The sequence below is a fragment of the Halobacillus aidingensis genome (assembly GCF_900104185.1).
In the GTDB taxonomy this organism is placed as follows: domain Bacteria; phylum Bacillota; class Bacilli; order Bacillales; family Halobacillaceae; genus Halobacillus; species Halobacillus aidingensis.
Genome location: NZ_FNIZ01000027.1, coordinates 1 through 12,754 on the forward strand (window position 1 = coordinate 1; position 12,754 = coordinate 12,754).

The 12,754-nt window shown below is 45.0% G+C and carries 12 protein-coding genes and 1 rRNA gene; all 13 read right to left on the reverse strand.

What is annotated here, in order from left to right; genetic code table 11:
* Positions 1-75 (reverse strand): 16S ribosomal RNA (locus BLS23_RS18890); the annotation flags it as partial.
* Positions 76-450: 375 nt separating this feature from the next.
* Positions 451-1,941, reverse strand: coding sequence for a lysine--tRNA ligase (lysS, locus tag BLS23_RS18895; RefSeq protein WP_089654574.1), 1,491 nt, complete (start codon positions 1,939-1,941; stop codon positions 451-453).
* 211 nt (positions 1,942-2,152) lie between these two features.
* Positions 2,153-2,650, reverse strand: a complete 498-nt coding sequence (gene folK, locus BLS23_RS18900) for a 2-amino-4-hydroxy-6-hydroxymethyldihydropteridine diphosphokinase (protein WP_089654575.1) — start codon at positions 2,648-2,650, stop codon at positions 2,153-2,155.
* Positions 2,647-3,012 (reverse strand): dihydroneopterin aldolase, encoded by a 366-nt coding sequence (folB, locus tag BLS23_RS18905; RefSeq protein ID WP_089654576.1) that lies wholly within the window; start codon positions 3,010-3,012, stop codon positions 2,647-2,649. The genes folK and folB overlap by 4 nt, the downstream gene beginning before the upstream one ends.
* Entirely contained in the window at positions 3,005-3,838 is an 834-nt protein-coding gene (folP, locus tag BLS23_RS18910) for a dihydropteroate synthase (protein WP_089654577.1), read from the reverse strand. The genes folB and folP overlap by 8 nt, the downstream gene beginning before the upstream one ends.
* 122 nt (positions 3,839-3,960) lie before the next feature.
* Positions 3,961-4,887, reverse strand: a complete 927-nt coding sequence (cysK, locus tag BLS23_RS18915) for a cysteine synthase A (protein WP_181898744.1) — start codon at positions 4,885-4,887, stop codon at positions 3,961-3,963.
* Positions 4,888-5,037: 150 nt separating this feature from the next.
* Complete coding sequence (gene hslO, locus BLS23_RS18920; RefSeq protein WP_089654578.1) at positions 5,038-5,928, reverse strand: Hsp33 family molecular chaperone HslO; 891 nt, start codon at positions 5,926-5,928, stop codon at positions 5,038-5,040.
* Between the two features lie 5 nt (positions 5,929-5,933).
* Positions 5,934-6,725: a type III pantothenate kinase gene (locus tag BLS23_RS18925; protein WP_089654579.1), complete on the reverse strand. Its 792-nt coding sequence runs from the start codon at positions 6,723-6,725 to the stop codon at positions 5,934-5,936.
* A 129-nt stretch (positions 6,726-6,854) separates the two neighbouring features.
* Positions 6,855-8,879, reverse strand: coding sequence for an ATP-dependent zinc metalloprotease FtsH (ftsH, locus tag BLS23_RS18930; RefSeq protein ID WP_089654580.1), 2,025 nt, complete (start codon positions 8,877-8,879; stop codon positions 6,855-6,857).
* 117 nt (positions 8,880-8,996) lie between these two features.
* On the reverse strand, positions 8,997-9,536 hold the full coding sequence (hpt, locus tag BLS23_RS18935) for a hypoxanthine phosphoribosyltransferase (protein ID WP_089654581.1): 540 nt from the start codon (positions 9,534-9,536) through the stop codon (positions 8,997-8,999).
* An 11-nt stretch (positions 9,537-9,547) separates the two neighbouring features.
* Positions 9,548-10,942, reverse strand: a complete 1,395-nt coding sequence (gene tilS, locus BLS23_RS18940; protein ID WP_089654582.1) for a tRNA lysidine(34) synthetase TilS — start codon at positions 10,940-10,942, stop codon at positions 9,548-9,550.
* Between the two features lie 158 nt (positions 10,943-11,100).
* On the reverse strand, positions 11,101-12,021 hold the full coding sequence (locus BLS23_RS18945; RefSeq protein WP_089654583.1) for a protein kinase domain-containing protein: 921 nt from the start codon (positions 12,019-12,021) through the stop codon (positions 11,101-11,103).
* Positions 12,002-12,739, reverse strand: coding sequence for a vWA domain-containing protein (locus BLS23_RS18950; RefSeq protein WP_089654584.1), 738 nt, complete (start codon positions 12,737-12,739; stop codon positions 12,002-12,004). The genes BLS23_RS18945 and BLS23_RS18950 overlap by 20 nt, the downstream gene beginning before the upstream one ends.
* Positions 12,740-12,754: the final 15 nt, after the last annotated feature.

Genomic DNA, 12,754 nt, shown 5'->3' on the forward strand with positions numbered 1-12,754 from the left:
CTTCCCGCGCTCGACTTGCATGTATTAGGCACGCCGCCAGCGTTCGTCCTGAGCCAGGATCAAACTCTCCATAAAAGTTAAGTTTGACTTGCTCATTTGCACACCGAATGTGCTTGTTTCAAATCTCTTCTATAAAGAAGAAATGTTTTGACGTACTGGTTGGTTCGTTCAGTTTTCAAAGATCAAATGTTTGTTTGCCGCTTCAAAACAGCGACTTAATTAATATATCATGTGCAGTTGTTTTCGTCAACAACTTTTTATGATTTATTTTGTTAAGCCGTTTGCGGCTGGCCGCTCTGTTAATGCGACAAGTAATAATATATCACGGGATCCAAAACCACGCAATAGGTTTTTCGTAAAAAGATAATTCAGATTATTGCCCTTCATATAGTGAGTAGTCCTATAGATAAAAAAACAATCCCCCAGAAGAATCCGGGGGGATTGATAACCTTATGATTCACGATTTCTCATTTGCGGGAACAGTAGAACGTCACGAATAGAAGGGGAATCTGTCAGCAGCATGACTAGACGATCGATCCCGATTCCTAGACCACCCGTTGGAGGCATTCCATATTCAAGGGACTCAAGGAAGTCTTCATCCATCATATGTGCTTCATCATTTCCTTCTTCTCTTTCTTTCAGTTGAGCTTCGAAACGTTCTCTTTGATCAATCGGATCATTCAACTCAGAGAAAGCATTCGCATGTTCACGTCCAACAATGAACAATTCGAAACGATCCGTAAATCTTCCATCCTCTGGATTCTTCTTCGCAAGAGGAGAGATCTCTGTCGGATGGCCATAAATAAAGGTAGGCTGAAGTAATTTTTCTTCTACGCGCTGTTCAAAGAATTCATTCACAATATGACCAAATGTCATCGTATCTTTAATTTCAACGCCGTGCTCTTTAGCAAGCTCTTTGGCACGATCATCAGTCATTTGCTCCCAGAAGTCCACCCCTGTGTGTTCTTTGATGGCATCTACCATATGAAGACGTGTCCACTCTGGCTCTAAATCGATTTCTTGTTCATTGTAAGTGACTTTCGTTGTACCAAGAACCTCTTTAGCGATATGAGCAACCATGTTTTCTGTCAGGTTCATGATGTCATGGTAATCGGCATAGGCTTCATAAAGCTCAATCATCGTAAACTCAGGGTTGTGACGAGTTGAGATTCCTTCATTACGGAATACACGTCCGATTTCATATACTTTTTCCAAACCACCTACGATCAAACGCTTCAGGTGCAGCTCGATAGCGATACGCATATACAACTGCATGTCCAGTGCATTGTGGTGTGTAATGAAAGGACGGGCGGAAGCTCCACCTGCGATCCCGTGCATCAATGGAGTTTCTACTTCTAAGAAACCTAAACCATCTAGATAACGGCGCATAGACTGAATGATCTTACTACGCAGTACAAACGTGTCTCTACTATCAGGGTTTGTAATAAGGTCTAAGTAACGCTGGCGATAACGTTGTTCGACATCTTGCAAGCCATGGAATTTTTCAGGAAGTGGGCGTAGAGACTTCGTAAGCAATTGGTAGTCTGCTGCTTTCACGGAAAGTTCTCCAACGTTTGTCTTGAACATCACGCCGGAAACTCCTACGATATCTCCTAAATCAGCAGATTTGAACAGATTGTCGTAAGCTTCTTCTCCAATTTCATCTTTACGAACATAAAGTTGGATTTGGCCGGTCAGATCCTGAATATGTGCAAAACCTGCTTTTCCTTTTCCACGCTTCGTCATGATTCGTCCAGCAATGGTTGCTGGGAACTGCTTTTCCTCCAGTTCCTCTTTCGTATATTGATCGTACTTCTCTATTAAGTCTTGGGCGTAGTCTGTGCGGTCGAATTTGTCACCGAATGGGTCGATGCCCTGTTCGCGGTGAGTATTCATCTTATCGCGACGCACCCGCATATGTTCATTAAGTTCTTCCGTCATTGCTATCACTCCATTCCCTGATGTTTTTGGGTACTTACCGTTACAATAACAAAAACTGCCAGCATGGGACTGGCAGCATCTAACTATCGTTTAGTATAAAAAAGTACTATGAGCGTGTCAATGTTGAAAGGGTAAGGATTCTTGCATTTACTCCCCTATTTCAACAGCCAACGAATACCAAGCCCCTTCTATTTGACCTTGCACGATATCACTATATTCTTCCCCACTTCTTCATGCTTCTCACTTCTTCTGATGGAAGCAACCCAAGAACTTCTCCCGCTGTTTGTTGTAAATGAGGAAGGAAAGCTTGAGCATCCAAATCTGCTAAAGGGACCATCACAAACGCCCGTTCGTGCATATGAGGATGGGGGATCGTTAATTGCTCTGTTTTCATATCATCCTGGTTATAAAGTAATATATCGAGGTCGATCGTACGCGGCCCCCACTTTATCACGCGCTTTCTCCCAAGTTCCTGTTCAATGCCCTGGCAGTACTCCAGCAATAAGGGAGGGGACAAAACCGTTTCCACTTGAATGGCCATATTTAAAAAGTCGTTTTGTTCTGTGTATCCGACAGGGGCCGTTTCATAGACCGCTGACTTTTTTCGGACCGTTATATCCTCATGCTCCTCTAGCAGCGAGATCGCATCTTTCAAAAATGCTTCCCGTGGTGAAATATTCGACCCTAACGCAATATACGCGATATTCATGTTTCCCGTCTCCGGTAGATCTCGATCGCAACCGATTTATAATGACCAGGAATTGGAGGGTCAGGCTTATATACTTTTATGAGGCATCCTTCCAACAGGGGAAACTCTCCGAAAAGCTCATTGGCTAGTTTTTCCGCCACTGTTTCGACGAGTTTATGGTGTTTTCCTTCCACTGTTTTTTTAGTGACCTCGTAAATGGCACCGTAATCAATCGATTTTGTCATATCATCAGATTCTGCTGCTGGTCTCAAGTCCAACTCAAGCTCAAGATCCACATAGAACCGTTGTCCGAGTTTGTTCTCTTCGGGAAAGAGACCATGATAACCCCAGAACTCCATTTGATTCACATATATTTTATCCAATTCCTTCACCCTTCCCGAGCATAGCATCCATCATTTTCGTCATTCGTACAATGGGCTTTACATCATGCACCCTTACAATATCCATGCCTTGTGCCACTCCATAACAGACAGTTGCACCTGTCCCTTCCATCCGTTCCTCTTTCGGAAGATCCAGGGCTGTACCGATAAATGATTTCCTGGAGGTTCCTAATAAAATCGGGTAACCAAGTTCCTTTAATTCTGCTAAATTTCGCATGACCTCCAAGTTTTGTGCTTGAGTTTTGGCAAAACCGATACCTGGATCGAGGATGATGTTCTCATCTTTAACACCCGCATCCTTGGCTATCTTAATGCTTTTTCGGAGATCATTTTTCATGTCATCCATTAAAGATTCGTAATTTCTGTCTGACCGGTTATGGGTAAGGATGATAGGTACACCATAACGGGCAGCGACTTCAGCAATAGCGGGTTCTTTAATCGCACCCCATACATCATTAATGATCGACGCACCTGCCTCGACCGCCTTCTCAGCCACTTCTGCTTTATAAGTATCAATGGAAAGAGGAAGGGGAACTGCCTTTTTGACCGCCTGGATCGCAGGGATGACTCGTTCCAGTTCCTCCTCAGCTGTTACGGGTTGATGGCCGGGACGTGTGGATTCACCGCCGATATCAATGATATGCGCTCCTTCTTCTTCCATCATCTTCGCTTGTTTGACAGCGTGATCGAGATCAAAATAAAGCCCTCCATCAGAAAAAGAATCTGGCGTAATATTAAGAATCCCCATCACAAGAGTTTCCTTTGTTAGGTCGAACGTTTTTTCAGAAGTTTTTAATTGGGTGTTCATATGTTTCCCTCGTTTCCATCATTCTCTTCCCCTATCTTACATCATTTCAAAATTTCTATCACACGTGCACGGTTGGAAACACAAATAAAAACTGCACCCCATAGAGGTGCAGTTGCCTAACCTTATTCTTCGTCGAACTGATAAAGAGGAGTAGATAGATAACGCTCACCATTACTAGGGATGATCGCTACAACCTTCTTCCCTTTGCCAAGCTTTTTGGCTACCTGCTTCGCAACGTGGATAGCGGATCCGGAAGAGATTCCTCCCAGAATTCCATCTTTTCTAGCGGCTTCCCTCGCAGCTTCGAATGAATCTTCTTTCGTTACTTTAATGACTTCATCATAGATTTCCGTATTCAGGATACCAGGTACAAAGCCTGCCCCGATTCCTTGGATCTTATGTGGACCAGGGTCTCCGCCGGATAAGACCGGAGATTCTTCCGGTTCGATCGCATAAATTTTGATGTCCGGGTATTTCTCCTTCAACACTTTACCCGCGCCCGTAATGGTTCCACCTGTTCCGATACCCGCAACGAATGCGTCCAATTGGTCACCCATTTGCTCGACAATTTCCGGTCCGGTCGTTTTTTCGTGAATGAGTGGGTTTGCTTCATTGTTGAACTGTTGAGGCAGGAAGTAGCCCTTCTGTTCTTGGAGTTCAGCTGCCTTTTTAATGGCGCCTTTCATCCCTTCACTACCTGGAGTAAGAACGAGTTCTGCTCCATAGGCACGCAGAAGGTTACGACGTTCTTGACTCATCGTGTCTGGCATAACGAGTATGGCTTTGTAACCTTTGGCCGCTGCAATCATAGCCAGACCAATCCCCGTATTCCCGCTCGTCGGTTCAACAATAGTATCTCCCTCTTTGAGACTTCCATCTTTTTCAGCTTCTTCAATCATGGAAAGAGCAATACGGTCTTTAACGGAACTGCCCGGATTCATGTATTCCAGTTTAAGATAAATATCTGCACTGTCTTCCTCCGCGCTTCCGTTCAGTTTGACCAATGGAGTTTGCCCAACTAATTCGCTTACGTTATTTACGATTCTCAATACACTCACTCCCAAAACCAAGTATTTTAATAGGATTTAAACCTAATGTACTGAATAAGAAGACAATTGTCAAACATTTCAATCATGCATTATTAAAGGAAAAGGCGAAACCGCGGTTTCGCCTTTTATTATATCATTTTTGGTTTTCGTTTATGATGTGGAATCCGTATCTTGAGATTGCAGCTCTTTTAGGTCTTCTACATTGAACTGGTAATCTTCGTTACAGAAGTGGCACTTCGCTTCTGCTCCCTGATCCTCGTTGATCATGCGTTCAATTTCTTCATCCCCTAGGCTCGCAATGGCCATTTCCACCCGTTCACGTGAACAGTGGCACTGAAACTTCACTGGCACCGTATCCAGTACACGCACATTTTCTTCTCCAAGAACCGTGTGCAGAATTTCTTCTGGGGTTTTGCCGTCGCGTACGAGAGAAGAAATCGCAGGCATTTCTGAAAGTCTCTTTTCAATTTGGCTGGTCGTCTCTTCGTCAGCTCCCGGCATCATTTGGACAATGAACCCCCCGGCAGCAAGAATGGAATAGTCCGTATCTACAAGCACTCCAGCTCCAACAGCTGAAGGCACTTGCTCAGAGTTTGCAAAGTAATAAGTGAAGTCTTCACTGATCTCGCCGGACACGAGGGGGACTTGACCTGTAAAGTGGTCTTTCATACCCAAGTCCTTCACGATACTTAACGTTCCTGACGTTCCAACAGCTCGGGCCACATCCAATTTCCCTTGGGCATTTGATTCGAAATCCACATGAGGGTTTTTGATATATCCACGAACTTCCCCTTTAGAGTTTGCATCTGCGATAATGGCGCCAGCAGGGCCGTCCCCTTCGACCTTCACTGTGAGCTTATCATTTCCCTTAAGCATCGCTCCCATCATGCCGCTGATGGTTAACGTACGTCCTAGTGCTGCTGATGTCGTTGCCCACGTATCTTGTCTGCGTCTTGCCTCTTCGACTGTTTCTGTTGATTGAATGGCATAAGCCCTCACCTGGCCGTCGAAACCTATGGCACGCACTAAATAATCTGACATGCTATTCATTCTCCTTTAAACGCTTTTTTCTCTTTGTTCCTTTGATATATCTTATGAAGACCTTTCAACGTCAAGTAAGGATCGACATGATCGATCGTCCTTGACTGACCGGCAATTAAATTGGCAAGACCGCCTGTAGCGATAACCGTCGGTGTCTGATCGGATGTTTCCTTCATACGACGAACGACTTCATCGACCTGACCTACATATCCATAGTAGACGCCGGACTGCATGGCTTCAACAGTGCTTTGACCAATCACATGTTCCGGACTCTTAATTTCGATTTTTGGAAGTTTGGCTGCTTTCGCGTAAAGAGCTTCCATCGAGATATTAACCCCTGGGGCAATGGCACCTCCAAGGTATTCCCCTTCAGCATTAATATAACAATAAGTTGTCGCTGTTCCAAAGTCGATGATGACTAAAGGAAGTGGATACTCATCAATGGCACCTACCGCATTGACCACTCGATCTGCTCCGATTTCATTCGGGTTTGGATATTTCATCGGCAATCCGTGGTCCACCATCCCCTCACCTATGATCATCGGTTGCTTTTTAAAATAATATCGAGACATACGATCAAGTGCAAACATAATCGGAGGTACGACGGACGAAATTATTACGCCGTCCATATCTTCGAAACGCAACCCTTCGTGATCGAAGAGTGATTTAATCAACATTCCGAACTCATCTTCTGTTTTATGACGATCGGTTTTGATCCTCCACTGATATTTCAAAGAGTCATTTTCAAATACGCCTAGTACAGTATTGGTATTTCCCACATCAAGGACAAAATTCATACATGAAGCCTCCCGTGTCATTTCCTTCGGCTACCATCATATCACATGAACCCGCCGTTACGCTCTTTTAGCACACAGAAAAAGCCACACCACCCATTTCCGGGCTGATGTGGCTTTGCTCATGAACCTTTAAGAACGACGATCCTCTGAATCAGATGAATCTTCATCTTTTGAATCTTTCTTCGTTTCTTCATGAGTTTCTGTCTCTTCTTCTTGTTCATCTTCTTTGGATTGAATAGTCACACGGACATCCTCATTGTTGGAAGACGTGTTGTTCTTGATTTTCGCATTGTGTTCACGTGCGATTTCTTCAAGCTCTTCATCCGTCGGAAGACGACCTTTATCAAATAGAGAACGAATTTGAGTTGCATCAAGTGTTTCGACATCTAATAGTGTCTTCGCAATCAACTCAAGCTTGTCTTTATTTTCAGTAAGGATCGTTTTCGCACGGTCATAACAGTACTGAATGAAGTTCTTCACTTCCTGATCGATTTCATAGGCAATTTGATCACTGTAGTTCTGTTCATTCTGGATATCACGTCCAAGGAAGACCTGTCCGCCAGAATTAGAGCCGAACTGAAGTGGACCGAGTTTTTCACTCATGCCATACTCTGTGACCATTTTGCGTGCGATGCTGGTTGCACGCTGGAAGTCATTGTGAGCTCCAGTACTTACTTCACCAAAGATGATTTCTTCGGCTACACGACCACCGAGTAATCCTGTAATCTTATCGAACAATTCCGGTTTCGTCATAAAGTAACGATCTTCTTTAGGAAGCATGACGGCATATCCTCCCGCCTGCCCACGAGGAACAATCGTAACTTTATGGACCATGTCCGCATCATCAAGCACCATACCGATTACTGTGTGTCCACTTTCGTGGTGGGCAACAATATCGCGTTCTTTCTTAGAAATCACACGACTCTTCTTGGCAGGCCCTGCAATCACGCGGTCAATCGCTTCATCTACGTCATCCATATCGACTTTCTTCTTATCTCCACGCGCAGCTACTAGAGCAGCTTCGTTCAATAAGTTTTCCAGGTCGGCACCAGAAAAGCCTGGTGTACGGAGCGCAATCGTCTTCAAGTCGACGTTCTCAGACAACGGCTTGTTCTTCGCGTGTACAGCAAGTACTGCTTCACGGCCTTTAACATCTGGACGATCAACTGTAATTTGACGGTCAAAACGACCCGGACGTAGAAGGGCTGGGTCCAGGATATCCGGACGGTTGGTCGCAGCGATGATGATGATTCCTTCATTGACACCAAAACCATCCATTTCAACAAGCAATTGGTTCAACGTTTGCTCGCGCTCATCGTGACCTCCGCCAAGACCAGCTCCACGTTGACGACCTACGGCATCAATTTCATCAATGAAGATGATGCCCGGTGCGTTCTTTTTCGCATTTTCAAACAAGTCACGGACACGGGATGCACCGACACCGACGAACATTTCAACGAAGTCAGAACCACTGATGGAGAAGAATGGTACTCCTGCCTCACCAGCTACAGCACGTGCAAGTAATGTTTTACCTGTACCCGGAGGTCCAACTAATAAGACACCCTTAGGAATACGGGCACCAACAGCAGAGAATTTACGAGGGTCTTTAAGGAAGTCAACGACTTCGACAAGCTCCTGCTTCTCTTCATCTGCTCCAGCAACATCTTTGAAGCGCACTTTCTTCTTCTCTTCTGAATACATCTTCGCCTTACTCTTACCAAAGTTCATGACACGACTTCCGCCGCCCTGCGCCTGATTAAGCAAGAAGAAGAACAAAATAAAGATAATGACGAACGGGATGATGGACGTTAGAAAAGTCACCCATGCGCTAGGCTGCTCTTCTTGTTCAACAGTCAGATTACTCTGTTCTTGAGCTGTCTGTGTGATTTGAGCAATCACTTCATCATTAGCTGGAAGTTGCGCGACGAAAGTTTCGCCCTCTTCCGCTCCCTGTTCTGTACCAGTTACACGAATCACCCCATTGACAGGCTGAATCGTCATTTCCTGGATTTCACCATTATTCAATTTATTGTAGAATTCATTGACATTATATTCTGTTTGCGGATCACCTTGACCTCGGAATAGACCGACCACGCCGATAACCACGAGGAAGATAAGTAAGTAAAATATGGTATTACGAAAGATCCGGTTCATTGCCTACCTCCTCCCAAACGAGAAAAACTATAGTAAATACTACCATACCAAAAACGGCCGACACAACTAATTACCCTTGACATGGACACTTTCAAACTTGCCATCGCAGGTTGACCCTCAGCCTCCATAAACCTCAGGCTTCAAGACTCCGACGTACGGAAGATTACGATACTTTTCTTCATAGTCTAAGCCATACCCTACAACGAATTCATCAGGAACTTCGAACCCGACTGTATCTGCTTTGATATCCGCGCTTCGTCCTGTCGGTTTATCAAGCAGTGTAACGATTTTGATCGACTTAGCTTTACGGTACTTGAACAAGTCGACAAGATAGGCAAGTGTTCGACCACTATCGATAATATCTTCAATGATCAAAATGTCTCGACCCTCAACCTTCGTATCAAGGTCTTTAACAATTTTGACTTCTCCTGAAGATTCCATACCTCCGTGATAGCTGGAAACATCCATGAAATCCATTTCCAAATGAGTTCCCATGCGTTTCAGCAAATCAGTCATAAACGGAAGGGCGCCTTTCAGTACCCCGATCGCCAAAGGAAAACGATCCTCATATTCTTTCGAAAGTTCCGCTCCCAGCTCTTTACACTTCGCCTGAATTTCCTCTTCAGAAATCAAGACCTTTTCAATTTCGTTATGCATGATTGCTCCTCCTACGTGTCTGCTTTGTTTTTATAATGTAACCGAAGCCATGGACCTGATGAAAGGCTGGTACGCTCCCCGCCTTTTTTCAAACCGACGACCCAAAGAATCTTTCCTGCATGATCTGTAACGATCGGCCAGGTAGGGCGCAGACGGGCCGGGATCTTTTGGTCGATAAAAATATCTTTTACTTTTTTCGATCCGTTCATCCCTCTCAGACGCATTCGGTCCCCCTCCTGCCTCGTGCGGACGACAAGAGGAAGATTTACGTGATGCGAATCACATAGGTACGTATGAGCATCTTCTGTTCCGTCCCCGCTGAACCAATCCGCCCTGATTTGCGACCCATCAGGAAGTTGAAGCTCCTCTCCCATTTCGAGAATGTAGGAGTACCCTTTCCATTCTTGTTCTTTCGAAAAAGAAAAGGAGATGTCATCATAGGCACGGATGATTTTTAACCCTTCCGGAAAGTCCAGGGAAGCATTTGGTTTTTCATCATTCAAAAGGTTCATGAACATTTCTTCATGCAAGTAAGAAATGTCTTCGTTTTGGTTCACATACAGATAGTTCAATATTAGATGAAAGGCTGTCCTTTGTAAAGCAAGCGGGAATGTTTTGAAAGTTTGTTTTGATAATTGTACGAATTTCTCAACATTTGAAGAAAAATGGACAGTTTCCAAGACTTTTTGGGCCTGCTCATTTATGTATGACCTTTCTTCTCTAGCTCTCTCGCTCCACACCTGCATATGCTTATGAAATTGCGGATTGCTCTCTTTCATAAAAGGCAAGAGGTACTGCCTGACCGCATTCCGAGTGTACTCGGTTTCCTCATTGGATGGATCCATCCTTACCTTTAAGGCTCGATCTTCCAGATAAGAAGCGATTTGGTCTTTAGAGGCTGTAAGGAATGGACGAATGATTCTTCCGCAAGCAAAACGTCTTGTGGCGGGCATCCCCTGAACCGCTTCCGGTCGTGCACTGCGCATAAGCTGCATCAGAATTGTTTCTGCCTGATCGTCACCGTGATGCCCCATAGCGAGAGCATCCGCTTCATAGGCATACATCATCTTTTCAAAAAACGCATACCTCAATTCCCTGGCCGCTTCCTGCGTGCCTTTCCCCGTATCTTTCTTATACGCCTGGACATCCACAGAGGTTCCGACAAATTCGACTCCCCATTCTTCGCACATCGTCTCAACAAAACGAAGATCTGCTTGAGATTCTTCTCCTCTTAATTGATGATCGACAGAAAGGGCAATCAAATGAAGGGAAAGCTTTTCTTTCATCGCACAAAGAAAATGCAAAAGAGCGACCGAATCCGGCCCTCCGGACACAGCGACCAATATGGTCTCATGCGGCTGGATCATATGGTGTTTCGAAATGAAGGTATGGACAGCATGATCCATCAGGTGTTTTCCCCCTGTCTCTGTCTGTATATCTCTTCCTATCGTATCACTATTCGTAAGCACTTCAAAAGATAAGCTTCCATTTCCTCGTTATTTTTATAGAGGAGAAGACATCCCCTCCCCTATCCACCTGTTCTCATCTTCACAAGGTGGTCTGATTAGAAGAAGAAACTTACAATCGACACCGCAAAAAACACCCCCGATGCCACCGTTAAAGCAGCAAGTTCGACATTCTCAGATTTTTTATTGTGCACACGCCTCTGACGGGACGAAGCCGGTGGGCTTTTGCGTTTCATCAGTACACCGGAAAGGTGGTCTTTCATTTGTGTCGCATTTTGTATATTCCCTTTCCAACATTGTTGAATCACCCGTCTATAGGGTTTCAGGATCGGTGATGAAGCCAGTTTATTTTCCAGCGCCTTTTGAGGGTGACTTCCTTTTTCAAACCTCTTCGGGTGGCCCATTTCCATCATGATCATCGTGACGGCAAATAAATCATACGTCGGTTCTGCTTTTCGAGAGCCCATGTTCCAATAGCCCCGATCATAAAATTCAGTGTATTCTTTAATGGCACGACCTATAGCCGTTACTCCGCCCACATCGATCCAGCGGACTTTTGAACCGGATACTAACAAGTTGTCTGTCTTCAAATCACCGAATACAAATCCCGCTTTGTGAAGATTCTCAAGGTCCGCGAGTAATTGGATAGCTAGAATGCCGATCCAATCCTTCGTCTTCCCTTTCAAAAATTCTGTCACGGGGGTTCCTTCTACGTATTCCATCACATAAAAAGGGTGCGTCCGGCCAGACACATCCACCCAATCATCCACATCAACAAAAGAAGGCCCAAGTTTCACCCCTTGGACCTTACTGAATTTTTTGAGCATATTCACTTCCAACATCATTCGCGAACTATCTTCCCCAAGCTTAAGGGCATACGTATCCCCTTGATGGGAACGGCATAAAAAAACAGTTCCGCAGGCTCCAGCACCCACTTTTTTGATGATGGTATAAGTACAACCGCTCCATTTACCGGTTACTCGACTTCCAGGGGATAAGTCAAAAACCTGTTTCTTCATATGGATCTTCCTCATTTCTCAACCGCTCATCGAGAGGTTTCCCTGCAAACGCATAAAGCGCCTCTTTCAACGCAGGTCCCGTTGGCGTGTATCCTCCACTGTTTAATTTGGAGAAGATCCCATGTATTTCACCCAATTCCGGTGTCCAACCCACCATTTTCGTAATGGTTTTCTTCGGATCCGGGAAGGCATATACACTGAATTGGTTAGATCCTGATCTCGCATTCAAGCTAAGGGACAAATCGAAAAGAGCCTCCTTCACGGTCGGCAGCTTATGGTGCATGCTTGCACTTGTATCCACGAGCACAAGCACCTCAAGGTCGCAGCTCTCTCCGAGTTCGTCCACCACTTCAACCACTTCTCCCCGCTGCTCTGGAGGAAGTTCTTCAATGGTCTGTTTTTTCCCTAAGATCTCTTGTAATTCTTTATTAACAACCCCTTGAATCGTCTGGGTCATGGCTTGTCTCGTCACCATTTGCACGGTTTGGGACAAACTTTTCTGATATACAATTTGACTGACGCCTCCACCTGCCTCAGCAATCGATTCTACTTCTTCAAGCCCTTGTGGCTTGCCACTTTGCCGATCGTCAAGAACGCCAATCACATTGACCGTTATTCCCTGATTCCTCGCAAGCGCTGCGACGACGACAGGGTCTTCTCCATGGTTCGAGCATCCATCCGTCAATAAAAGAATCTGCTTTAATCGGCCTGGTTTCATTGTGCATATCCCTCC